General features: G+C 68.7%; 26 protein-coding genes. 11 read left to right on the forward strand and 15 right to left on the reverse strand.

The genetic code is table 11. The features are described from left to right. Positions 1 to 390: 390 nt before the first annotated feature. The 3 genes from NWFMUON74_RS05600 to NWFMUON74_RS05610 are packed head-to-tail and all read left to right on the forward strand — an operon-like array spanning position 391 to position 2,076. On the forward strand, positions 391 to 720 hold the full coding sequence (locus NWFMUON74_RS05600; RefSeq protein ID WP_187686910.1) for a hypothetical protein: 330 nt from the start codon (positions 391 to 393) through the stop codon (positions 718 to 720). Then, positions 698 to 1,231 (forward strand): DUF6879 family protein, encoded by a 534-nt coding sequence (locus tag NWFMUON74_RS05605; protein ID WP_187686911.1) that lies wholly within the window; start codon positions 698 to 700, stop codon positions 1,229 to 1,231. The genes NWFMUON74_RS05600 and NWFMUON74_RS05605 overlap by 23 nt, the downstream gene beginning before the upstream one ends. Next, positions 1,231 to 2,076, forward strand: a complete 846-nt coding sequence (locus tag NWFMUON74_RS05610; protein ID WP_187686912.1) for a helix-turn-helix domain-containing protein — start codon at positions 1,231 to 1,233, stop codon at positions 2,074 to 2,076. Before NWFMUON74_RS05605 ends, NWFMUON74_RS05610 begins: the two co-directional genes overlap by 1 nt. Positions 2,077 to 2,100: 24 nt before the next feature. Here NWFMUON74_RS05610 and NWFMUON74_RS05615 read toward each other — a convergent pair whose 3' ends face one another. From NWFMUON74_RS05615 to NWFMUON74_RS05625, 3 genes are all read right to left on the reverse strand, one after another. Next, positions 2,101 to 2,412, reverse strand: coding sequence for a glutaredoxin family protein (locus NWFMUON74_RS05615; protein ID WP_187686913.1), 312 nt, complete (start codon positions 2,410 to 2,412; stop codon positions 2,101 to 2,103). A 97-nt stretch (positions 2,413 to 2,509) separates the two neighbouring features. Continuing rightward, complete coding sequence (locus NWFMUON74_RS05620; RefSeq protein ID WP_187686914.1) at positions 2,510 to 3,496, reverse strand: LLM class F420-dependent oxidoreductase; 987 nt, start codon at positions 3,494 to 3,496, stop codon at positions 2,510 to 2,512. 126 nt (positions 3,497 to 3,622) lie between these two features. Beyond that, entirely contained in the window at positions 3,623 to 3,895 is a 273-nt protein-coding gene (locus NWFMUON74_RS05625) for a hypothetical protein (protein WP_187686915.1), read from the reverse strand. Positions 3,896 to 3,964: 69 nt separating this feature from the next. On the opposite strand from NWFMUON74_RS05625, the gene NWFMUON74_RS05630 reads away from it, so the two are divergent. From NWFMUON74_RS05630 to NWFMUON74_RS05645, 4 genes are all read left to right on the forward strand, one after another. Next, a complete protein-coding gene (locus NWFMUON74_RS05630) occupies positions 3,965 to 4,336 on the forward strand; it encodes a DUF488 domain-containing protein (RefSeq protein ID WP_187686916.1) in 372 nt (123 codons plus the stop codon). 427 nt (positions 4,337 to 4,763) lie between these two features. After that, on the forward strand, positions 4,764 to 6,056 hold the full coding sequence (phoH2, locus tag NWFMUON74_RS05635) for an RNA 5'-3' helicase PhoH2 (RefSeq protein WP_425300533.1): 1,293 nt from the start codon (positions 4,764 to 4,766) through the stop codon (positions 6,054 to 6,056). 217 nt (positions 6,057 to 6,273) lie between these two features. Beyond that, the gene (locus NWFMUON74_RS05640; protein WP_232110860.1) at positions 6,274 to 6,831 is read left to right on the forward strand and encodes an LGFP repeat-containing protein; all 558 of its coding nucleotides are present in this window, start codon (positions 6,274 to 6,276) and stop codon (positions 6,829 to 6,831) included. 119 nt (positions 6,832 to 6,950) lie between these two features. Then, positions 6,951 to 7,808, forward strand: coding sequence for an acyl-ACP desaturase (locus NWFMUON74_RS05645; protein ID WP_232110861.1), 858 nt, complete (start codon positions 6,951 to 6,953; stop codon positions 7,806 to 7,808). A 43-nt stretch (positions 7,809 to 7,851) separates the two neighbouring features. On the opposite strand, the gene NWFMUON74_RS05650 is transcribed toward NWFMUON74_RS05645, so the two are convergent. Then, complete coding sequence (locus tag NWFMUON74_RS05650) at positions 7,852 to 8,292, reverse strand: limonene-1,2-epoxide hydrolase family protein (RefSeq protein ID WP_187686919.1); 441 nt, start codon at positions 8,290 to 8,292, stop codon at positions 7,852 to 7,854. Between the two features lie 64 nt (positions 8,293 to 8,356). Further along, the gene (locus NWFMUON74_RS05655; protein ID WP_187686920.1) at positions 8,357 to 9,073 is read right to left on the reverse strand and encodes a TetR/AcrR family transcriptional regulator; all 717 of its coding nucleotides are present in this window, start codon (positions 9,071 to 9,073) and stop codon (positions 8,357 to 8,359) included. A 108-nt stretch (positions 9,074 to 9,181) separates the two neighbouring features. Between NWFMUON74_RS05655 and NWFMUON74_RS05660 the strand changes: the two genes are divergently transcribed. Further along, positions 9,182 to 10,369, forward strand: coding sequence for an FAD-dependent monooxygenase (locus tag NWFMUON74_RS05660; protein WP_187686921.1), 1,188 nt, complete (start codon positions 9,182 to 9,184; stop codon positions 10,367 to 10,369). Positions 10,370 to 10,392: 23 nt separating this feature from the next. On the opposite strand, the gene NWFMUON74_RS05665 is transcribed toward NWFMUON74_RS05660, so the two are convergent. The 4 genes from NWFMUON74_RS05665 to glpX form a co-directional block, all read right to left on the reverse strand. After that, positions 10,393 to 11,799 (reverse strand): class II fumarate hydratase, encoded by a 1,407-nt coding sequence (locus NWFMUON74_RS05665; protein WP_187686922.1) that lies wholly within the window; start codon positions 11,797 to 11,799, stop codon positions 10,393 to 10,395. Positions 11,800 to 11,888: 89 nt separating this feature from the next. Next, positions 11,889 to 12,128 (reverse strand): TFIIB-type zinc ribbon-containing protein, encoded by a 240-nt coding sequence (locus NWFMUON74_RS05670; protein WP_187686923.1) that lies wholly within the window; start codon positions 12,126 to 12,128, stop codon positions 11,889 to 11,891. A 50-nt stretch (positions 12,129 to 12,178) separates the two neighbouring features. Next, positions 12,179 to 13,312 carry an aminoglycoside phosphotransferase family protein gene (locus NWFMUON74_RS05675; protein ID WP_187686924.1) on the reverse strand — a complete coding sequence of 378 codons (1,134 nt, stop codon included), beginning with the start codon at positions 13,310 to 13,312 and terminating at the stop codon, positions 12,179 to 12,181. 10 nt (positions 13,313 to 13,322) lie between these two features. Further along, positions 13,323 to 14,366 carry a class II fructose-bisphosphatase gene (gene glpX / locus NWFMUON74_RS05680; protein WP_187686925.1) on the reverse strand — a complete coding sequence of 348 codons (1,044 nt, stop codon included), beginning with the start codon at positions 14,364 to 14,366 and terminating at the stop codon, positions 13,323 to 13,325. Between the two features lie 194 nt (positions 14,367 to 14,560). Here glpX and NWFMUON74_RS05685 point away from each other — a divergent pair, with 194 nt between their 5' ends. Together NWFMUON74_RS05685 and NWFMUON74_RS05690 are read left to right on the forward strand one after the other, a co-directional pair. After that, entirely contained in the window at positions 14,561 to 15,127 is a 567-nt protein-coding gene (locus NWFMUON74_RS05685; protein ID WP_187686926.1) for a DUF4245 domain-containing protein, read from the forward strand. Between the two features lie 288 nt (positions 15,128 to 15,415). Next, on the forward strand, positions 15,416 to 16,303 hold the full coding sequence (locus tag NWFMUON74_RS05690; protein ID WP_187686927.1) for a phosphotransferase family protein: 888 nt from the start codon (positions 15,416 to 15,418) through the stop codon (positions 16,301 to 16,303). A gap of 19 nt (positions 16,304 to 16,322) precedes the next feature. On the opposite strand, the gene NWFMUON74_RS05695 is transcribed toward NWFMUON74_RS05690, so the two are convergent. From NWFMUON74_RS05695 to NWFMUON74_RS05710, 4 genes are read right to left on the reverse strand one after another with little or no spacing between them, the layout of a single operon-like run. Further along, positions 16,323 to 16,667 carry a VOC family protein gene (locus NWFMUON74_RS05695; protein WP_187686928.1) on the reverse strand — a complete coding sequence of 115 codons (345 nt, stop codon included), beginning with the start codon at positions 16,665 to 16,667 and terminating at the stop codon, positions 16,323 to 16,325. Further along, on the reverse strand, positions 16,664 to 16,897 hold the full coding sequence (locus tag NWFMUON74_RS05700) for an exodeoxyribonuclease VII small subunit (protein ID WP_187686929.1): 234 nt from the start codon (positions 16,895 to 16,897) through the stop codon (positions 16,664 to 16,666). The genes NWFMUON74_RS05695 and NWFMUON74_RS05700 overlap by 4 nt, the downstream gene beginning before the upstream one ends. After that, the gene (xseA, locus tag NWFMUON74_RS05705) at positions 16,884 to 18,176 is read right to left on the reverse strand and encodes an exodeoxyribonuclease VII large subunit (RefSeq protein ID WP_187686930.1); all 1,293 of its coding nucleotides are present in this window, start codon (positions 18,174 to 18,176) and stop codon (positions 16,884 to 16,886) included. Before xseA ends, NWFMUON74_RS05700 begins: the two co-directional genes overlap by 14 nt. Next, positions 18,173 to 18,877, reverse strand: coding sequence for a lipid droplet-associated protein (locus tag NWFMUON74_RS05710; protein ID WP_187686931.1), 705 nt, complete (start codon positions 18,875 to 18,877; stop codon positions 18,173 to 18,175). Before NWFMUON74_RS05710 ends, xseA begins: the two co-directional genes overlap by 4 nt. 208 nt (positions 18,878 to 19,085) lie before the next feature. On the opposite strand from NWFMUON74_RS05710, the gene NWFMUON74_RS05715 reads away from it, so the two are divergent. Continuing rightward, the gene (locus NWFMUON74_RS05715; protein ID WP_187686932.1) at positions 19,086 to 20,090 is read left to right on the forward strand and encodes a 4-hydroxy-3-methylbut-2-enyl diphosphate reductase; all 1,005 of its coding nucleotides are present in this window, start codon (positions 19,086 to 19,088) and stop codon (positions 20,088 to 20,090) included. Positions 20,091 to 20,320: 230 nt separating this feature from the next. Here NWFMUON74_RS05715 and NWFMUON74_RS05720 read toward each other — a convergent pair whose 3' ends face one another. Together NWFMUON74_RS05720 and NWFMUON74_RS05725 are read right to left on the reverse strand one after the other, a co-directional pair. Next, positions 20,321 to 21,067: a DUF6542 domain-containing protein gene (locus NWFMUON74_RS05720; RefSeq protein ID WP_232110862.1), complete on the reverse strand. Its 747-nt coding sequence runs from the start codon at positions 21,065 to 21,067 to the stop codon at positions 20,321 to 20,323. Between the two features lie 121 nt (positions 21,068 to 21,188). Continuing rightward, positions 21,189 to 22,325, reverse strand: a complete 1,137-nt coding sequence (locus NWFMUON74_RS05725; RefSeq protein ID WP_187686934.1) for a DNA recombination protein RmuC — start codon at positions 22,323 to 22,325, stop codon at positions 21,189 to 21,191. Positions 22,326 to 22,446: the final 121 nt, after the last annotated feature.

Below are 22,446 nucleotides of genomic sequence, written 5' to 3' on the forward strand. Positions count from 1 at the left end.
GCCACCCGAGCCCATTCACGACGCCTCCCATTCCACCCACCCGCCCTCCCCAGCATCACCGCCATAGCACTCCAGATACACCCCCGGCCCATCCTCGGCCGACTCACCTTCATAGGCGCGAACTTCCAGCACGCCCCCGGGAAACTCGAACAACCGTGTGCGCCACTCCATCTCGTCCCCTCATAGCCGTAGGTACGGCAACCCCGAACCGATCCCATTCCGCCGGTTCCGACTGCCGACTCCGACGCTAGGAAGCCGGATGTCATCAGGGCGAGAGACTTGCAGAAACTTGCGAAAAATGATGGAACCGGGGACATCGAGCATCTATCCGCGAGACAATGCCTTCTGCCATCGCAAGAACCCGCAAGTTTTCGGCGAGGAGAAGTCGTCATGAAGCTGAAGTTCCTTGGCAGCGGAGGATCCGACAGGAACGGCTGTCCGACTTTGTATGCCAACGACGAAGGCTACGTCGTCCAGGCATGGCGGACGGATCGTGTGGGCACTGTCGAACTCCCGCATCTGCTGCTCGGTTTCTTGGAGCCGGATACTTTCATAGCCGCACGGCTGACCGATACGGGCCGAGGTACGTTCACCCTGACGGGTGTACCTGTCACCGACCGTGAGACGCTGGCGCAGATGGCGATCGCGGAGAACGAAACGGCTGTCGAAGTACCGAAGGCTGAGAGGACCTACTACGGTGGAGTTTCGCGGACTCGATGATTGGATTCGGCCGTTCCTCGCGTGTCAACGTTCGGCCTTCCACATGGAAGTCCGCGACTCCTACCTCGAGCCGTCCGAGTCGGAAGCCCTGCGACGGTTCCTGAACGACGAGCCGCCCCCGGAGTACGACAAGAGCGATTGGACCGGGCTGATTCGGGATATGACCGATCGAGGCGTTGGAGTGAGTCGTATCCGAGTAGTCACTGTGCCGCACAGCGGATACCAGCGTTGGCTATTGTCGGTTACCGGCGAGAATGTGGAAGCTGGCGAAGACATTCGATACATCCCACGTCACACGGTCGCGCCGGAAATCGTGCCATCCGACGATTGGTGGCTGTTCGACGAGCAGATGGTGGTGTTCAACCTGTCGGGTGCCGACGGTAAACCGGCCGGTACGGGAACGACAACGGATCCCGGGATTGTCACTTATTGCCGCGAGGTCAGGGAAAAGCTCTGGCCCTATGCGATACCTTACCGCGACTACTACGAACGTCCGGCGACCGCTCGATAGTGACGAACTCGGCTCAGGAAGGCAGGGAGGCCCTCGGCCTGCGGCTCCGCGAGATACGACGGGATGCCGGTGTCACAGGCCGAGACCTCGCTGCCCGCGAAGGATGGCATGAATCCAAGGTATCGCGTATAGAACACGGAAAAGCGCGGCCGTCGAGCGATGATATTCGTGCGTACTGCCGACATTGCGGTGCTGGCGACGAGCTACCGGAGCTGTTGGCCACGCTCCACGCGGTCGACTCGGCGTACCTGGAGTGGCGGCGTGTGCTGGGCGGGGGTATCAAACGGGCGCAACAGGTCGTGATGAGGAACGAGGCCGCAGCTCAATTCATAAGAAATTATGAGCCTCAGGTGATTCCCGGCCTGCTGCAGACTGCCGAATATGCCGAAGCCAAGCTTCGCAGTGTCATCCAGTTCTACAATCTTCCCAACGACCTGGACAGTGGCGTATCGAAGCGCATGGAACGGCAGCAAATCCTGTACAAACGCGGGCGCAGGTTTCACTTTCTGATCAGTGAGAAATCCTTGTACGGTACCGTGGGAAACGACAGTGTGATGGGCGGGCAGCTCGATCGTCTGATGTCGATAATCGGAATGCCGAGAGTTGCGCTGGGTATCGTACCCCTCACCGCCGAGACCGTCGTATCGGTCGAGAATTTCATGATGTTCGACAACCGAATGGTAAAGGTCGAGGGGCATACGGCCGAATTGACCGTCACCCAACCCAGAGAAATCGCCCTCTACGGCCGCGCATTCGACGTCCTGGCCGGTCAGTCGGTGACAGGGGAGAAGGCGCGCAGGCTGATTCGGGCTGCGATGGATATTCGGCGGAGTTCGGATCAGTAAGGGTAGTGACTGGTCGGATGAGCGTTACCAGAGGCGGAAATGGTGGCGGCGGGGGCCGCCGGTGAGGGTGGGGGCGTCGGCGGTCACGGTTGCTATCAGGTCCTTCGGGTGGGGGTTCACCCAGTGGCGTTCGCCGAGAGCGTCGCGGAGGACGACGGTGGGGACGGCCTCGTTGCCGTAGGCGACCGAGCGGACGAAGTCGGCGGCCTGGGGGTCGCTCCAGATGTCGACCTCGCGGTGGATGATGCCGTGCCGATTCAGCACCCGACGCATCCGCGCGCAGTACGGGCAGCCGTCGCGGCGGTAGACGATGAGTTCGGGTGCTGAATCGGACATAGCGGAAGTGTAAGGCGTGTGCTTCGATTCCCCATGGGAAGCACTCTTGCTGTCGCCCAAAGCGTTTCGGGCGCGTGGTACGGCGGGTCCGCGGTGGTCAGTGCACCAGCGGGCTCAGCGTCTTCCCGGCCAGCTCCAGCACGCCAGGCTCGTGGCCGTTGGTGACCATGTTGACGATCACGCCGTCCACGCCGTGGTCGAGTACCCGGCGCTGGATCTGCTCGGCCACATCGTCTGGGGCGCCGACGAATTGGCGATGGCCGACGGTCTCGCGGAGTTCTTCGACCGAGGGGCCGGAGGGGTCCCGGGCGGCCTGCTTGCGGAGCAGGTCGTCCTGCAGTGCGCGGGCGCGGTCGCCGTCCTCGTCGAGGATCAGGAAGGCGAGGAAGCTGGTTTCCAGCGTCGCCGGATCGCGGCCGGCCTCCGCGCAGCGCTGCCGCAGCGCCTCGATCTTGCCGGGCAGTTCGGGTGCGTCGCAGATGATGTTCAGATGGTCGGCGAAGCGGGCGGCCAGGCCGAAGGTCTTCTTCTCCCCGCCCCCGCCGAGCATGATCGGCAGGTCGTCGCGGATGCGCGGCTCGTTGAGCGCCTCGCGGGTGTGGTACCACTTGCCGTCGAAGGTCGGGCGCTGCCCCTGCAGCATCGGCTGGATGATCTGCAGGGCCTCCTCCAAGCGCTGGAAGCGTTCGGTGAAGGTGCCGAACTCGTAGCCGTAGCCGATGTGCTCGAGTTCGAACCACCCCGCGCCGATGCCGAGCACCGCCCGCCCGCCGCTGACCACGTCCAGCGTGGTGACGGTCTTGGCCAGCATCGCCGGATTGCGGTAGGTGTTGCCGGTGACCAGCGTGGACAGCTGAATCCGCTCGGTGGCGGTGGCCAGCGCGCCGAGGGCGGTGTACGCCTCCAGCATCGGCTCCTCCGGCGCACCGAGCCCGGGCAGCTGGTAGAAGTGGTCCATCACGAACGCGGCGTCGAAGCCCGCCGCCTCGGCCGCCCGCGCCTGGGCGATCACCGAGGGGAACAGTTCGCGCGGCGAGGTCGCATGACTGAAATTCGGCATCTGGTACCCGAGGCGAATGCTCATCCGACGACCTTTCGCTGAGAATGGGCTGGTAGGTGCATGCTCACCTCGGCGAAGCTACCCGCGGCGCACGGAGTGAGACAGGGAGCGATCTGCCCTTGTTGTCGGCGTGATCCGGGTGTATGCGGCTCAGTCGTGCTCGGCCAGATACTCGATGTACAGCGGCCGCAGCACGTCGGCGAGCTTGCCCTCGCCGGCGTGCACATAGTCGTCGAGCATCGGCAGCACGTATTTGATGTCGGCCTCGCTCTCGCCGAGGTCGCCGGAGGCGGCCGCGGCGGCGGGAATCTGTTCGAGCAGCCGCCACAGGAACCGGATATCGCCGTGCCGGACGGCGTACTTCACGGCCCGGTCGTGCAGCTCCTTCGACGACAGCTGCTCCAGTTGCTCAACATCGGCCATGTGTCGACTCTATCCGGTGCCGCGGCGTGTGGGCCGCTATCGCGGCCGCGACTGTGCTCCCATGGAGCCATGGCACAGCAACCCGCGGGCGGTTTCCGGGTGAAGCGGGTCTACGACGCGCCAGAGGATTCCGACGGCACCAGGGTGCTGGTCGACCGGCTGTGGCCGCGCGGCATCAGCAAACAGCAGGCACGCATCGATGACTGGGCGAGGGACGTCACGCCGTCGAACGAGCTGCGCCGCTGGTTCCATGCCGACCCGCAGCGCCGCGAAGCCGAATTCCGCGAGCGTTACCTGGCAGAACTGTCCGCGGACGCACCGCGGCAGGGCCTGGCGAGGCTGCGTGAGCTGGCCGCCCGGGGTCCGGTCACCATTGTCACGGCGGTCCGGGACCCGGCGCGCAGCCAGGTCTCCGTGCTGAAAGAGCTACTTGACAGCTAATATTTCCGGGCCATGCCTTGCCGCCAGGGAAGTGAGATGTGTGTCATAGCTTGAACTTTCGTCCAACTGGGTATACATGGGCCGCGTTAACGACATATTCACCGACACGCCTGCGATCTCGGGAGCCGGAATCGCGGATGCGCAGTAACGTCGGATGTGCGGGCCGCGGCGGTGTGGCTCGTACGGGAGGTCCTGATCGTGACTGAGAAATTCAGTGCGAGGGGGCCGGCGCCCGGCCCTCGGGTCCACTGACCCCAGGGCGGACCGGCCCAGCGAGAACGTTCGTACGGGTGCTGTACGAACAACAAAGGAGCCCACCGTGACTGATGCACGCTCCGTCATCGCTCCCTCGGCGAAAGCCCGCTCGACTCAGAGCGCACGCTCCGGAAAGGGAGCTTCCACCTCGCAGACTGCCCGGAAATCCGGGTTGAAAACCTTCGTCATCGACACCTCCGTCCTGTTATCGGATCCCTGGGCCATCACGCGTTTCGGTGAGCATCACGTGGTGCTGCCGCTCGTGGTGATCAGCGAACTCGAGGGCAAACGGCACCATCACGAACTCGGCTGGTTCGCGCGGGAATCCCTGCGCATGCTGGACGATCTGCGGCTGGTGCACGGACGGCTGGACGAGCAGGTGCCGATCGGCACCGAGGGCGGCACGCTCCAGGTGGAGCTCAACCACACCGATCCGGAGGTACTGCCGGTCGGGTTCCGCACCGACAGCAACGATTCCCGCATCCTCGCCTGTGCGCTGAATCTGGCCGCCGAGGGCCGCTCGGTCACGCTGGTGTCCAAGGACATTCCGATGCGGGTCAAGGCCAGCTCGGTGGGTCTGCACGCCGACGAGTACCACGCGCAGGACGTGATCACCTCGGGCTGGACCGGTATGGCGGAACTCGAGGTCGCCCCCGAGGCCGTCGACCGGCTCTACGCCGAGAGCGTCATCGATCTCGACGAGGTCCGGGACATGCCCTGCCACACCGGGATCCGGCTGTTGGGCGCGGGCGGCAGCGCCCTGGCCCGGGTGACGCCGGACAAGCGGTTGCAGCTGGTGCGCGGTGACCGCGAGGCGTTCGGGCTGCACGGCCGCTCGGCGGAGCAGCGCATCGCGCTGGATCTGCTGCTCGACGAGAGCGTGGGCATCGTGTCGCTGGGCGGCAAGGCCGGTACCGGCAAGTCGGCGCTGGCACTCACCGCGGGTCTGGAGGCGGTGCTGGAGCGGCGATCTCAGCGCAAGGTGGTGGTGTTCCGGCCGCTGTACGCGGTCGGCGGTCAGGAGCTGGGCTACCTACCGGGTTCCGAGAGCGAGAAGATGGGCCCGTGGGCGCAGGCGGTGTTCGACACCCTGGACGGCCTGGCCAGTCCGGAGGTCATGGAGGAGGTGCTGTCGCGCGGCATGCTGGAGGTGTTGCCGCTGACCCACATTCGGGGCCGTTCGCTGCACGACTCGTTCGTGATCGTGGACGAGGCGCAGTCGCTGGAGCGCAACGTGCTGCTGACGGTGCTGAGCCGGTTGGGCAGTGGGTCGCGGGTGGTGCTCACCCATGATGTCGCCCAGCGTGACAATCTGCGGGTCGGCCGGCACGACGGAGTGGCGGCGGTGATCGAGAAGCTCAAGGGCCACCCGCTTTTCGCGCACGTGACGCTCACGCGCAGCGAGCGTTCGCCGATCGCCGCGCTGGTGACCGAGATGCTGGAGGAGTACGGGCCGAACGCGTAGGTCAGCAAATCCTTGGTATGTGTTTCACCTCACAGGCTGACGGGTATATTTCCACGGGATACCTGTTCGGCGTTGGTTTCGGGTGAGGAGCTTCAATTCGCCGAACCATAGCCGGGCAACGGCCTGAGTTGCCGGTGGCGTCGTCGCGGCGCCACCGGCAACCAATTTCGAGAGGATGGACATGCACCACTTCGCTCGACGTTCGGCGGCTTGCACCATGACGATCGCTGCGGCGGCCCTGCTGTTCACCGGCTGCGGCAACGACGACGACAACAACGATTCGAGTAGTTCCGCCTCGGCCACCCTGCCCGCCACGACCCTGCCCGCCACGACCACGCCCGACTCGGCGACCACCACGCCGGCGACCACCTCGGAGCACGAGATGGGCAACGAGAGCGGTGCGGCGACCGAAACCAAGATCGCCACGCAGAACGGCGAGATCGCCGTCTCCGGACAGGTTCTCACCAAGTACAACGAGACGGGCGGGCCGACCGGCGCGCTGGGCGAGCCCACCGGGGCGGCTGTGAGCGGCCCCGACGGCGGCTCCTGCCAGGAGTTCACCGCCGGTCTCATCTGCTGGAGCGAGCAGACCGGCGCGCACGTGGTGTGGGGCGACATCCGCCAGGAGTGGGAGAACAGCGGCGGGGTGAACAGCAAGCTCGGCTACCCGACCACCGACGAGAAGGACATCAGCGGCGGCAAGCAGAGCGAGTTCACCGGCGGCAGCATCAGCTGGAACGCCAGTGACCGCAAGACCACGGTGACCGAGAAGTAGATTCTCCGACCTCGCGCGGCCCCGGAAACGTCCCAACGGTTCCGGGGCCGTTGCTGTGGATTGTCTGCGTGTTCGGCGGAGCTTTCCCATTTGCCGGGCGGACTGGGTAGGTTGTCGGGGTGCAAACTCTGTTGACCGACCGTGAACTGCTGGAATCGCTGGCGGCGGAGGTGGAGGAGAACCTGCGGCGGCACACGGCCGTCGCGGACGGCTGGCAACCGCACGACCTCGTGCCCTGGGACGACGGCCGCAATTTCGCCTTCCTCGGCGGAACCGACTGGGAGCAGGGACAATCCGAGCTCAGCGAGGTGGCTCGGCTGGCGCTCACCGTCAGCGTCCTGATCGCCGACAACCTGCCCTCGTATCACCGCGAACTCGGCAAGTACCTGCGCACCGGCCCGTGGTGGCGCTGGGTCGGCCGGTGGACGGCCGAGGAGAACCGCCACGAGATCCTGATCCGCAACTACCTGATGGTCTCCCGCTCGGTGGACCCGGTGGAGCTGGAGCGCCTGCGGATGGCGCATATGACCGACGGGTTCCGCCGTCCGTCGCTGCATCTGCTGGATGTGCTGGCCGCGAGCGCGTTCGAGGAGGCCGCCGCGGCGGTGCGGCACCGCAATACCGCGGCGCTGCAGGAGAATCCGATGGTGACCGCGATCGCCGAGCGGCTCGCCGCCGACGACGAATTGCAGGCGGAGTTCTTCGCCAATCTCGTCGCCGCCGGACTGGACCTGACGCCGGATCAGACCGTGCGGGCCATCGCCGATCAGGTCGCCGCGTTCCGCATCCCCGAGGTGCCGCTGCCCGGCGGCCGCAGCAGCACCGAGGTGCTGGCCGAGGCGGGCATCTACGATCCGGCACGCGAAGCGGAGTTGGTCTTCGCGCCGCTGCTGGAGCGCTGGAACATCTTCTCCCGCACCGATTTCACCGACGCGGGCGAGGCGGCGCGCGCCGAATTGGCACACCTGCGCCGCTGAGGTGACGCGGCGGGGCGTCGGATCGGTCGGCGCCCCCGTGGGTTCAGCGGCGCACAGCGCGCCAGAGCCCTACCGCGGTACCGCGCAGGAAGTTCTCCCAGGAGAAGTGGTCGTGCCAGAGGGTGATGCGGCCGTCCACGATCTCGAAGGTGCCGCAGACCCAGAAGGCGATCTCCACGGGACCGGCGCGCAGGTAGTCGGTGCGCTCGGTGAGCACCGTGCTGCCCTCGGCGGCGGGGGAGCCGTTGGATTCCGCGGCGATGTGGTGCATGTCGGCGCGGAAACCGAACGACGGCCGGTTCAACCCGCGCAACAGCCCGGCGACGCGACCGGCGCCGCGGACGTCGGGCAGCGAGGTGTTCTTCCAGACGATGTCGGGATCGACGAGGTCGAGGGCCTCGTGCACCGCGCCCACCTCCAGCGCCGCGAAGAACTCGCGCACCGTGGTGATCGCATCCTGCTGTAACTCGGGTAGCTCGGACATGTTCCGACTGTAAGCGCGCGGGGGCCGTCGGGCCATGTTCCGGCGGTTGTTTCGCGCGACGGCTTCAGCGCGCCCGGTCGGCGATCAGGGCGGCGATGCCGTCGAGAATGCGGTCGATGCCGAAGGTCAGGGCGTCGTTGCGCACGGCGGCGGGGTCCGCGGCCTGGTCGGCGAAGGCCGCGACGACGTGTGGGAAGCGCTCCGCGTGCGCGGCCATGACCTGCCCGATCTGCTCGGCGAGCCGTGACTCGAGATCGTCGTCGGCGTCGGCCGGGCCGATCTGCTGCACGAGGCTGCGGACATGACCGAGCAGCAGCACCACCGTGTCGAGCCGTTCCGCGCCGGTGAGGGGCGACTCGGCCAGGGCCGCGAGCGCGCTCTCCAGCCACGCGATCTCGTTGGGGCCCATCGGCCGCACGCCGTTGGACAACTCCAATGCCCAGGGGTGGGCGAGCATGCGGTCGAAGATGGTCTCGGACCAGGCCCGCAGGTCGTCGCGCCAGGCGTGCGCGGCGGGCGCCGGGGGCGGTGGCGCGCCCATCGCCGCGTCGAGCATGAGCGCGGTGAGTTCGGTCTTACCGGGCACATAGCGGTACAGCGCCATCTTCGCGCAGCCCAGCCGCTCGGCCAGGCGTTGCATCGACAGGTTGGCCAGGCCCTCGGCATCCGCGAGGGTGATCGCCTCGCCGACGATCCGCTCCAGCGTGAGCGAGGGCTTCGGCCCGCGCTTGGGGCGCTGCGGGCTGCCCCACAACAGGTCGAGGGTGCTCGATGCCGACATGCCGCCCATCCTTCCCGAAAGATCCGCTTGACGAGAATCTGCGTCCACCATACGCTAATTCACATCCAACAGCGTCCGTCGGACGCGGTTAGTGAAGGAGTTTTCGCCATGCGCAACACCACCGTCCTCGTCTCCGGCGCCAGCATCGCCGGTCCGGCCCTCGCCTACTGGCTCGAGCGGTACGGCTTCGACGTCACCGTCGTCGAGCGCGCGCCGGCGCTGCGCCGCAGCGGCCAGGCCGTCGACTTCAAGGGCGCCACCCACCGCACCGTGCTGGAGCGAATGGGTATCTGGGCGGAGATCCAGCGCCGCCGGACGGGCAAGACCGACATGGTGTGCCTGGACGATGCGGGTCGCGAACGCGCCGTCATATCAGGCGAATTCACCGGCGGCGATGTCGAGATCCTGCGCGGCGACCTGGCCGAGCTGCTCTACGAGCGCACCGCGGACGACTGCGAGTACCTGTTCGGCGACTCGATCACCGAACTGACCGAGACCGAACACGGCGTACGCGTGCGGTTCGAGCACACCGAAACTCGCACCTTCGACCTGGTCGTCGGCTGCGACGGCATCCACTCGGTCGTGCGGCGGCTGGCCTTCGGGCCGGAGCGCGACTACGTCCGGCACCTCGGGTACTACTACTGCCTGGCCGGTGCGCCGGGGTGGGGCCACGATCCGGAAACCCGGCAGCGCAACATCTCCCATGCCTGGAACGCGCCGGGGCGGCTGGCGGTCAAGGGCGGGGCGAAGGCGTCACAGATGTACATGTTCGCCGCGCCGGAACTCGATTACGACCGCAAAGATATTGCGGCGCAACGCCGTATCGTGGCCGAGCGGTTCGCGGGCATGGGTGGCGAGGTGCCCGGCATGCTGGCCGAGCTGGCCGAACTCGACGACTTCTATCTCGATTCCCTCGGCCAGGTGCGGATGAAGGGCGGCTACACGAAGGGCCGGGTGGCACTGGTCGGCGACTCGGCGTACGGGAACACGCTGGGCGGCTTCGGCACCGGGCTCGCCGTCGTCGGCGCCTATGTGCTGGCCGGTGAGCTGGCGGCGGCCGGTGGCGACCACACCGCGGCGTACGCCCGCTACGACGAGGTCATGCGGCGCTACGCCAAGATCGCGGGCAACTCCAACGCCGGGCACTTCCTGGCGCCCGAGACGGCGTGGGGCATCCGCGCCCGCAACTGGTTCCTCGGTTCCCGATTGTTCGACCTGATGGTGAAATACGCCGACAACGCGGCCAACGACATCGAGCTGCGGGACTACGAGGCGGCGGTGGCGGCCGGTCGCTGAACCGGCCGCCGGGCTCGCCCGTGTTACTTCTCGCCGTCCACCTTCGCCATCGACAGCACATCGAGCCGCCGATCCAGCTCCGCCTCGGACAACTTGTCGCCGATGAGGCCGCGGTCGACGACGGCCTGCCGAATGGTCTTGTGCTCCTTCAGCGCTTCCTTCGCCACCGCGGCCGCCTCCTCGTAACCGATGGCGGAGTTCAGCGGCGTGACGATGGACGGGGAGGACTCGGCCAGCCGGCGCAGCCGTTCGGTGTCCGCGGTCAGGCCCGCGACACACTTGTCGGCGAACAGCCGGGACACATTGGCCAGCAGGCGGATCGACTCGAGCACGTTGCGCGCCATCATCGGGATGTAGACGTTCAGTTCGAAGGCGCCGTTGCCGCCGCCCCAGGCGATCGCGGCGTCGTTGCCGATCACCTGCGCCGCCACCTGCGTAACCGCCTCGGGCAGTACCGGATTCACCTTGCCGGGCATGATCGAGGACCCGGGCTGCAGATCGGGCAGCTGGATCTCGGCCAGGCCGGTCAGCGGGCCCGAGCCCATCCAGCGAATGTCGTTGGCGATCTTGGTGAGGCTGATCGCGACCGTGCGCAGCGCGCCCGACACCTCCACCAGGCCGTCGCGCGCGGCCTGCGCCTCGAAATGGTCCTGCGCCTCGGTCAACTCGTCGAGGCCGGTCGACTTGCGCAGTTCCGCAACGACTTCGGCGCCGAAACCGGCGGGCGCGTTCAACCCGGTGCCGACCGCGGTGCCGCCGATGGGCAGCTCGCCCAGCCGGGGCAGCGTCGCGATCAGGCGCTCCATCCCCGCCTGCACCTGCCGGGTGTAGCCGCCGAACTCCTGCCCCAGCGTGACCGGTACCGCGTCCATCAGATGGGTGCGGCCCGACTTCACCACGGTCCGCCACTCGGTGGACTTGTCCAGCAGCCGCAGCCGCAGATGGTCGAGGGCCGGAATCAGGTCCTTCACCACGGCCTCGGTGGCGGCCAGATGGGTGGCCGTGGGGAAGGTGTCGTTGGACGACTGCGACATGTTCACGTCGTCGTTGGGATGCACCGTGATACCGCTACCGGCGGCCAGGCCGGCGATGACCTCGTTGGCGTTCATATTGGAGCTGGTGCCCGAACCGGTCTGGAACACATCGATCGGAAACTGGTCGTCGTGGCGGCCCTCGGCGATCTCGGTGGCCGCGGCGACGATGGCGTTCGCCTTGGTGGCGTCGAGCAGGCCGAGGTTCTTGTTCACCGTGGCGCAGGCCGCCTTCAGCAGGCCGAGCGCGCGGATCTGGGCGCGCTCCAAGCCGCGGCCGCTGATCGGGAAATTCTCGACGGCTCGCTGGGTCTGCGCGCGCCACAGCGCGTGCACCGGTACGCGGACCTCGCCCATGGTGTCGTGTTCGATGCGGTACTGCGTCTGGTCGTCGGTCATGCTTTCGACCCTAAGCCCGGGCGCGGTCGCGGTGGGCTGCCACGCCTGAGGGCTTTCGCACACCCGCGGACGGCTGGTCCGGGAATAGTTCAGGAGGAGAACAGCATCTTGCCGAAGCCACGTTTGTGGTGCTTGTGGCCGTGGCCGTAGTGCTGTGCGCCCCACGCCGGGCCCGGCGGAGGCGGCGCGCCGAAGCCGGAGCCGAGGTTGGTCAGATGCTCGAGCTCACCGTAGTCCAGGAAGATGCCGCGGCAGTTGGTGCACTGTTCGATCTGCACACCGCTGCGGTTGTAGGTCTGCATGAAACCGTGACATTTCGGGCACTGCATGCCATTCGCTCCCTAGTTTCGCGGCACGTATGCGGGCCGTGCCATATGCGTCACCCACCATACGGGAGCGCCGTCATGCGCACGCAGGCATCGATCAACGCGATGTCGATATCGTCCGGTGCCGCAGCGGTCTTCGCCACCGCGAGCGCCGCGGCCTGTACCACCACCGCCCGCGCCGGGACGTCGAGCACGGCCCACTCGTCGCCGCCCGGCGGCACCGCCGGACCCTCGCCGAGCCGGTACGCGTCCAGAAAGCGCTGCCAGGCAAGGGGTTCGAGGATCCCCGCGGCGAAGTAACCCGCGGGCCGTGCCAGGTCCCACACCGGGTCGCCCAGCCCCAGATCGTCGATATCTATGAGCCGCCAACGGTTTTCCCCCGCCTCCGGGGTGCGAACCAGTCGTGCTGGCACGGAGTTTCGGAGCTGCCCGTCGTTCGCCGCGTGTGGCGGGACGCCGCCGCATTGCGGTTCCGGGCCGGTGTGTGGTGCACGAGCGCGGAACGGCCCCTTCGGTGCGGTGTGGTGTCCTGCGGAATGCACGTCGGCCGGTGGTTCGGCGGGCCCGCCGCCCGGCAGGCGGACCAGCTGGCCGAGGTGAAAATCGCCGTGTACCAGCGTCTTCGGTGCGGCGTCCAGGGCGGGGAGGTTGTCGTAGGCGCGCAGTACGGCGGTGGTGGCGGCCGGGTGGGAGTGGGCGGCGCGCAGCCGGGCGATCGCGCGGTGCACACGGGCCGGAGCACCGGCCGCCGGGAAGGAATGGGGCGGGCGATCCGGGTGACCGATGTGCTGCGAGCCTTCAGAGCTCTGGTCCAGGGTGAATGCGATTCGGTGCAGGCCGGCGAGCAGGGCCGCGCTCTGCTCCCAGGGAGCGGCATCGGGGTCGCCTGGGTCGACGGGGATGCCGTAGGGCCAGGCCGTGATCGGGCGTTCGTGGACGACGCACAGCAGGTCGCCGTGGATCGTCCGCGGTGGTACGAGGATGTCGCGTAGTGGTGTCCCGCCCGCTGTTCGGAGCCGGGCGCGCAGGGCGCCTAGGTCGGTGTCGGCGGGGTGCGCCTTGACGGCCAGGTCGCCCACGCGGACGACCTGGCCGTCGGCCCGGTCGGACAGCACCTCGGGGGTTCCCTCGGCACCGGCCGCCCGGGCCACGCGGGTCAGTTCGGCGAACAGGCCGCCGGGCGCCATCGCTCGCGGATCAGGGCATCGGCGGGGCGGCGTCCTCGTCCCCGGTGAAGTTGACCGAGGAGTACTCACGGAGCTTGGTCAGGCGGTGGTAGGCGTCGATCATGCGGACCGTGCCGGACTTCGAGCGCATCACGATGGACTGGGTGGATGCGCCGCCGCTGAAGTAGCGCACGCCGCGCAGCAGGTCGCCGTCGGTGACGCCGGTCGCGCAGAAGAAGACGTTCTCGCCGGAAACCAGATCCTCGGTCGACAGGATGCGGTCCAGGTCGTGCCCGGCGTCGATCGCCTTCTGCCGCTCCTCGTCGTCCTTCGGCGCCAGCTGGGCCTGCAGCGCGCCGCCCATGCAGCGCAGCGCGGCCGCGGCGATGATGCCCTCGGGCGTGCCGCCGATGCCGATCAGCATGTCGGTGCCGGAGTCGGGGCGCGCGGTCGCGATGGCGCCGGCGACGTCACCGTCGGAGATCAGCCGGATGCGAGCCCCGGCGTCGCGCACCTCCTGAATGTGCCGGGCGTGCCGCGGCCGGTCCAGCACGCACACGGTCAGGTCCGACACCGAGGAGTTCTTGGCCTTGGCCACCCGGCGCAGGTTCTCCGCGATCGGGGCGGACAGGTCGATCACGTCGGCTGCCTCCGGCCCGACCGCGATCTTCTCCATGTAGAACACCGCCGACGGGTCGAACATCGCGCCGCGCTCGGCCACCGCCAGCACCGCGATCGCCCCGGGCGAGCCCTTCGACATCAGCGTGGTGCCGTCGATCGGGTCGACCGCGAAGTCGACCTCGGGCCCCGTGCCGTCGCCCACCGCCTCGCCGTTGTACAGCATGGGCGCCTCGTCCTTCTCGCCCTCACCGATCACGACGATGCCGCGCATCGACACCGTGGCCACGAGCTGCCGCATCGCGTCCACCGCGGCACCGTCGCCGCCCTCCTTGTCACCGCGGCCGACCCAGCGTCCCGCCGCCATGGCGCCGGCCTCGGTCACCCGGACCAATTCCAGCGCGAGGTTACGGTCCGGGGCCTCACGGCGGCTGGATGCGGGCGTAGGTGCCGTCATGTGGGATGCCTCCTCGATTGTGGTCGTGCGTCCCAAATTGTCGCAGACCCTCCGAGGACGGGTTCAGGTACTAGCGTCCAAGTGTCCCGATGCCTCCGCATGCGGGGCAGCCACGGAAGAGCCCTCGCATCTCTATTGCGAATAACGACCCCGCCGGAGCGAAGCGGAGGCCGACAACCCTGCATACTGGGGGTGTGTCTTATCAGAAGCCGCGGATCATGCACGACTATCGGGACTTGTTCTGGTCGCTGATTCCGCTGGTGCTGATCTGCCTCGTGATCGCCGCGATCGCCAGCCAGTGCAGTTTCTCCGCGGACGGCCCGACGCCGGGCCGGATCCCGAATTTCGACGTGCACGCCGCCTTGCGGGACGATGCGCGCACGCTGTCGTTCCCGATTCGCGATCCCGCCCTGCCGGCAGGCTGGCAGCCGAACTCGGGCAGCCGCGACACGGTGTCGGGCAGCGGCGGTGGCGCGGCCAGCACGGTCGGTTTCATCACACCGCAGGGCACGTACATGCAGCTGACCCAGTCCGCGGCCACCGCCGACGCGCTCGCCAACCACCTGCTGGGCACCCGCACCCGCGGCGGCGCCCAGCAGATCGCCGATCGGGCATGGACGGTGTATCACGTCGAGGGCAGCGAGCCTGCCTGGGTTTCCGACTTCGGCGCGGTCCGGGTGCTGGTCAAGGGCGCGGGAAACCAAGAGGCATACAGGACGCTGGCCGGTGCGGCCGGTGCGGCGCAGCCGATCTCGCCGTAGGCGCTGGACGGGTATGAAACCGTTGTCGTCGTTCCGGCATGGCCTCGGCCGGAATCCGGCTGCATGAGTGTGGATCCCGATGGCACGCCCGGACAAGATCGCCGGTGCAGGCCCGGACATTCCGGCCTCGGAGCGCGCTGCGGTCTCCGACCGATCCACTCTTGCCTTGGCGCCCAACCTTTTTCATGCCGTCTCGACGAACGCCCACCGCGGGGCGCCGAGCACCCGGACTGTCGCCCGGCACAGTTTCGTAGCGTCGGGAGGGGTACGCCCGCTAACGTCAGGCAAGTGGAACGCGCGGACGTCGGCTGGCTGGAGCGGGCAGTGGGTCAGCCTGTCAGCGAAGCAATGCCGGCCGAGTGGGGTGATCGGGACCGCACCGAGATGGTGACCCTCGCCGACGAAACCCGTGTGGTACTGCAGCGTTACCGACGCCGCGCCGACGCCGAGCGCCGCGTGCGGATCATGGACGCCTTACGCGAACCCGCTGCGGACAAGGGCATTCCGATCCCGGTCATCCGCCGGTCCGACCTCGACGCCGACCCGCCGTGGGCGGTGTTCGAGGCACTGCCGGGAGTTCCGGTGCCGGACAGCCCGGAGACCGGCCCGCAGAGCCCGCGTTTTCCCCTGGTGGCCTGGTCGATGGGCGCGCTGCTCGCCGATTTCTCCGAATTGCCCGGCGACGACCTGGATCTCGACGATTCCTGGGCCCGCCCGCGCTACCTCTCCGCGCGCGCCGACGCCTGGGCCGAATGTCTCGCGCCCGCGCTGTCGACCCGGCAGAGCGACACCCTGGAGGAGGTGCTGGCCGATCTGCCCGCATTGTTCGACGGGCGGCCGACGGTGCTGGCGCACGGCGATTTCGCGCCGGTGAACGTACTCGTCGAGGGCACCTCCATCACCGGCCTGCTCGATTTCGAATCGGTGCGCCTCGCCGACCCGCTCTACGACGTGGCCTGGTGGGCCTGGTCGGTGAGCTTCTCCGGCCCGGCCGTCTTCACCGCCGCCTGGCCCGCCTTCCTGGACGGTGTGGGCATCGACCCGCGCGAACCCGGCCTGGTACCGCGGGTCCGGGCACTGCAGATGGTCCGCATGCTGGAGATGCTCGCCGAGCACGACCTCGCCCCGGACCGCTGGCGCATCGTGCACGAGCGACTCGTGCGCATGTTGAGCTGACCGCGAGCTCCCGCTCGGGTCAGCGGTGGCTGACCACGTTGACGACGGTGCCGTCGGGGTCGCGGACGAAAAACCTTCGGACGCCCCACGGTTCGTCGCGCAGCGCGTACACGATCTCGGCGCCAGCGGCCACCATCGTGGCGTGCGCCGCGTCGACGTCGTCGACCTCGACGCTCATATTCGGTTGGGGGTCATCGGCGTTTCCCCCGAACAGGATGATCTGCGCCGTCGGATTCGACGGCGACGCGAGGGTGACGACCCAGCCGAGGTCCATCACCTCCTCGAAGCCGAGCCGCCGATAGAAGGCCCGGGTGCGTTCCATGTCGGCGGGGCGCAGGTCCGGCACGACCCGGCGGATGCTCACGACTGCCCGCCGTCGGCGTCGCGGCGGGACAGGGCGTCCTCGACCCGCTTGCGGGCACCGGCGAGATGCTCCTCGCAGCGGTTCGCCAGCGCCTCGCCGCGCTCCCACAGCGCCAGCGAGTCGTCCAGGTCCATGCCGCCCTGCTCCAGCATCTTCACGACGTTGATCAGTTCGTCGCGGGCACGCTCGTAGCCGAACGTCTCGATCTCGGCGAGGTCACTGTCGGTCATTCTCGGCTCCCTTCGTCTTCCCACCCAACCCCTGGCTGCCCAGTGCGGCCGCGCTGATCGCCCCGTCGGCGACCCGGATCCGCAGCTGACTGCCGGGCGGCGCGTCGGCGACGGCGCGGATCACATGTCGCTCCGAACCCGAAACCCGTTGCACCACGGCGTATCCGCGGGCCATCGTGGCGGCGGGACCGACGGCGGTGAGCTTGTCGCGCAGGTGCCGGATGGTGGTGGATTGGGTGTCGAGGCCGTGCTGGACGGCGCGGCGCGCGGCCGTGCGCAATCGCTCGGCCTCGTCGTGCCGCTGTTCGAGCAACCGCAGCGGGTCGGCCAGCACGGGCCGGGAGCGCAGTTGGCGCAGGGCCCGCGCTTCCCGCTCGACCCAGCCGCGCAGCGCCGCCGCGGACCGCTCCCGCTGCTCGCGCACCAGCGCCAGCTCGGCGGCGGCGTCGGGAACCACGCGCTCGGCGGCGTCGGTGGGCGTTGCCGCGCGCAGGTCGGCGACGTGATCGGAGATCGGGTTGTCCGGCTCGTGGCCGATCGCACTGACGATCGGCGTGGTCGCGGCCACGATGGCGCGGCACAGCGTCTCGTCGGAGAACGGCAGCAGGTCCTCCACGCTGCCGCCGCCGCGGGCCAGCACGATCACCTCGACGTCGGGGTCGCGGTCGAGTTCGGCCAGCGCGTCCAGGATCTGCGGGACCGCGGTCGGTCCCTGCACCGCGGTGTTGCGCACCTCGAACCGGACCGCGGGCCAGCGCTGCCGCGCCACCGTCAGCACATCGTGTTCGGCGGCGCTCGCCCGGCCGGTGACCAGGCCGATCACCTTGGGCAGGAACGGAATCGGGCGCTTCAAGCGCGGATCGAACAGCCCCTCGGCGGCCAGCAGCGCCTTCAGCCGCTCGATCCGGGCGAGCAGTTCACCGATGCCGACCGGACGAATCTCGGTGACGCGCAACGAGATCGTGCCGCGCCCGGTGAAATAGGTGAGTTTCCCGTACACCACGACCCGGCTGCCCTCCTGCAGCGGCACCGCGGCACCGCGCAGCAGCTGCGGATCACAGGTCACCGACAGTGACATGTCGGCGGCCGGATCGCGCAGCACCAGGAACGCGGTGCGGGCGCCGGGGCGCAGCGAGATCTGGGTGATCTGCCCCTCCACCCAGACGCTGCCGAGCCGGTCGATCCACTGCGCGACCTTGACCGCGATGCTGCGCACCGGCCACGGGTGCTCGGCCGAGGCGCCGGGGCGCTCGTCGGCGGGCGTCCGGGGTTCGGTCACTTCGCCCGCACGGTGGCGATCCGGTTCGTCAGCATCGTCACGAACGGCGCCCGGTCGCGGGTCCGCTGCTCGTAGTCGAGCAGGGCGGTGAGATCTTCGACACTGAACATGCGCAGGCGGGCGCGCAGCTGCGCCAGCGTCATGGTGGAGTAGTCGTAGCGGGTGGCGACCTCCGGTTCGATCACCTCGACCGTGCCGTCGCTGGAAGCCGTTGCCGCGAGCACGGTTTCGGGCTCCGGCTCGGCGGACTCGGCCGGTTCCGGCGTCTCGGCCGGTTCGGTGCCGGGCGCCGGTTCCGGAGCCGGTGCGACCGCCGCCGGGGTCGTCTCGTCCGCCGTCGTGGTGCGCGGGTGCGGGTCGGGCTCCCGCTCGGCAGACCGTTCCGGTTCGGCGTACCGATCGAACGCGCTCAGCCGGGCCGCCTCGGCGATATCGCGAAAGGTTTGCTCGAATTCGGAGTCCTCGTCGAAGGTGGCCCACTCGGGCTGTTCGACCGGGCGATTGGCGAGGCGGTCGAACACGACGTCGCCCTTGAGGGCGAGGCTGGTCACGAACTGCTGCGCGTGCATCGTGGTCTGCAGCAGCCGGCTGATCGCGGTGATCGGCAAATTCACTGCCGCCGTGGGTAGCCGACGGGTTTCCTCGATGGCGTACACGGCGGCCCCGGCGGCGACACGGGCGAGAAACGGCGGTCGAAACATGGTCATAGCGTGCCCGAAACGCGGTGTGATGCAAAGGGTGGGGCCGCGTGAGTTACCCATGTGACCACTTAATCAGCCGATCCGCGGCCCGCAGCCGCCGGGGTGCCGCGGGCCGCGCGGCCGACGCCCTTGTCGACAGGCGTGTCGCACCCGCGTGGCGGTGCCCGCGCCTGGGCGCGTCGTTGTGCACGCACGTAAGCTGTGGGGCATGTCCTCGGCTATCCCGTTGAATGTCGGAATCGCCCGGTCGGCCGGCTCCGGCGCGTCCGGTGCGGCCAAGCGCGTGCTGCTCGCCGAGCCGCGCGGCTACTGCGCCGGGGTGGACCGCGCGGTGGAGACCGTGGAGCGCACGCTGGACAAGCACGGCGCCCCGGTCTACGTCCGCAAGGAGATCGTGCACAACCGGCACGTGGTGGAGACGCTGCGCGAGCGCGGCGTGATCTTCGTCGACGAGACCGACGAGGTGCCCGAGGGCGCCGTCGTGGTCTTCTCCGCGCACGGCGTGTCCCCGGCGGTGCATCAGGCCGCCGCCGAACGCGGCCTGCACACCATCGACGCCACCTGCCCGCTGGTCACCAAGGTGCACCAGGAGGCCAAGCGCTTCGCCCGCGACGATTTCGACATCCTGCTCATCGGCCACGAGGGTCACGAGGAGGTGGAGGGCACCGCCGGCGAGGCCCCCGACCACGTGCAACTGGTCGACGGCCCCGACGCCGTGGACACCGTCACCGTGCGCGACGAGAACAAGGTGATCTGGCTGTCACAGACCACTCTCTCGGTCGACGAGACCATGGAGACGGTACAGCGGCTGCGCGAACGCTTCCCCAAGCTGCAGGACCCGCCGTCCGACGACATCTGCTACGCCACGTCCAACCGCCAGACCGCGGTGAAGGCCATGGCGCCGGAATGCGATCTGGTCATCGTGGTCGGCTCTCGCAACTCCTCCAACTCCAAGCGCCTCGTCGAGGTCGCCCTGAACGCCGGCGCCCGCGCCTCCTACCTGGTCGACTTCGCCGCCGAGGTGGACCCGGCCTGGTTCGAGGGCGTCCGCACCGTCGGCGTCACCTCCGGCGCCTCGGTCCCGGAGATCCTCGTCCGCGGCGTCCTCGACCTGCTGGCCGAACACGGCTACGGCGAGGTCCAGCCCGTCACCACCGCCAACGAAACCCTCGTCTTCGCCCTCCCCCGCGAACTCCGCACCGCCCGCCGCTGAGTTTCCGCAGGCGTGTCGGCCTTGCCGCTCACGGCCGCCACTGACGTCTCGGCGTACGCGGCTGGGGATCGCTCCGGCTGTGACAGTTTGGTCGCTATCGTTCGGCGAGCGAACATGGCTGGGCGATACGTGGCTCGGGTGTGACACCAATCGGCTTGTTGGATAACAGCATTCGGTGTCGCCGCGATGCTCGTGGCGTGAGCGATGAGGTGTGCGCGGGGTGCCTGTGGTCAGCGTTCGATGCGGCCGGAATCGCGGTCGCGGTAGCGGACATTCGGGCGCGGGTGGGGTGGGACGTCGCCGTTGCGCTGTGATCGGGAGCGGCGTGCGGCGGGGTCGGGTGTGGCGCGGTCCGAATTGGCACGTGGATAGGCCGCTTTGGCGGGGGAGACGCGCGGCGGGCGTTCCGCGACGCGACCGGAGGCGCGGCGGCTCGTGCGTGGCGCAGGTTCCGGGTCGGCGTCGGCGGCCGACGCACGGGCACGGCGACGCAGGGTGTCCGACGAACTCGCAGCCCGGCTGCGGCGGGCCCGGTCGCCCGAGCGCGGACTCCGGCTCCGGGACGACGACTTGCGGGTGCGGTCGCCACCGGTACGCGCGGCCTCCTGCCGGTGCATCAGTACGCGGCCCCCGCCGATCAGCAGCACCAGCACGGTGGCCACCGCCATCGTCGGAAACCGGTTCACCAGCGGGATCGCCAGATTCAGCAGCACATCCTTCACCGACGTGGAACTGCGGCCGATCAGTTGCTGATAGGCCAGCGGAACCGACACGAACAGCAGCAGCGGCGGCGTCACCATGGTGGTGAACAGACCGCGATAACGCACGACCAGCGCGGCCAGCACGCAACCCACGACGTAGCAGATCGCGAAGGTACCGGTCAGCTCCTTGCCGCTGCTGCCTGCATCGATGAAGAACCCGATGAACGTACACGCCACCGCGATCAACACCGCCGCGCCGGCGGGAACGCCGGGCACCGATGGAATGATCGAGCGGTGCGATGCCGGTACCTCGGATCGCTCGCGTTGGGTAGCTGCCACGTAAAGCACACTATCTGCCCCGGCCGAGACGTGTCTCGAGGCCGGGCGGATGCGCAGGCTACTCGCTGGTGTCGACCAGTCCGACGGCCCGCGGCCAGGACTCCACCCGGGCGATTGCCGGGACCTCCCGGTCGCCGATGTCCAGCTCGTGCAGTCGGCGGGCGGTCACCATCACCCGCGACTCCACCGCCGCGACGGTGTGGTTGTAAGCGTCCACGGCCTTGCCCAGTTGAGCGCCGAGCCGGTCCAGGTGGCGACCGGTGGTGCCCAGCCGGGTATACAGCTCCCGTCCTAATTGCTGCACGGTTGCCATTTCTCGCGACAGGGCCTCCTGACGCCAACCGAAGGCGACCGTGCGCAGCAACGCGATCAGCGTCGTCGGCGTGGCGAGAATCACATTCCGGCCGAAGGCATATTCCAGCAGCCCGGAATCCGCGGTGAGGGCGGCGTCGAGGAACGGATCGCCCGGCACGAACAGCACCACGAATTCCGGCGACGGGTCGAATGCCGTCCAGTACGCCTTGTCGGCCAGTTGGTCGATGTGCGCGCGCAGGTGTTTGGCGTGCCGCGCGAGATGTTCGCCGCGCGATCGCGGGTCGGTTTCGGCGGTCGCGTCCAGGTAGGCGGTGAGCGGGACCTTGGCATCCACGACGATGTGGCGGCCACCGGCCATGCGCACCACGAGATCCGGGCGCACGACGCCGTCCGGTCCGGACGCGCTGACCTGGGTGTCGAAATCGCAGTGCCGCGACATCCCGGCCAGTTCCACCACCCGCTCCAACTGGATCTCGCCCCAGCGCCCGCGCACCTGCGGCGCCCGCAGCGCCGACACCAGTTGGCCGGTCTGCGTGGACAACTGATGCGATACCCGCTGTATCCCCGCCACCTGTTCCCGCAGGCCCGAATAGGCGTCGACGCGGCTGTGCTCGACCTGCCGGAGATGCTGGTTCAGCGCGCCCACCGCCTCCCGCAGCGGATCGACCAGCGTGCCCAGCGCCTGCGAATTGCGCCGCGCCGCATCCTCGTTCGCGGCGCTGAGCGACTGCCGCAGCAGCCTCTCGTTGTCGCGCAGCGCGGCCAGCTGGGCCTCGGCGGCCGCCGCCCGCCGGCCCGCCCGCGCGGCGTGCCCCAGCCACCCGAGTCCGGCTCCGGCGGCGAATACCAACAACAACGCGAACAGCATCGATGCGGTCATGGGTGCAGATAGTGCCCCATGCCACCGACAACTACGAGGATCCGGCAATCTCCCGGCGTCGCGCCCGGCGCACCCGATCACCACCGGAATCCATGACGGCGTGTTCGGGACACGCTCGGCC

Origin of the sequence: Nocardia wallacei (genome assembly GCF_014466955.1) — a bacterium.
In the GTDB taxonomy this organism is placed as follows: Bacteria; Actinomycetota; Actinomycetes; order Mycobacteriales; family Mycobacteriaceae; genus Nocardia; species Nocardia wallacei.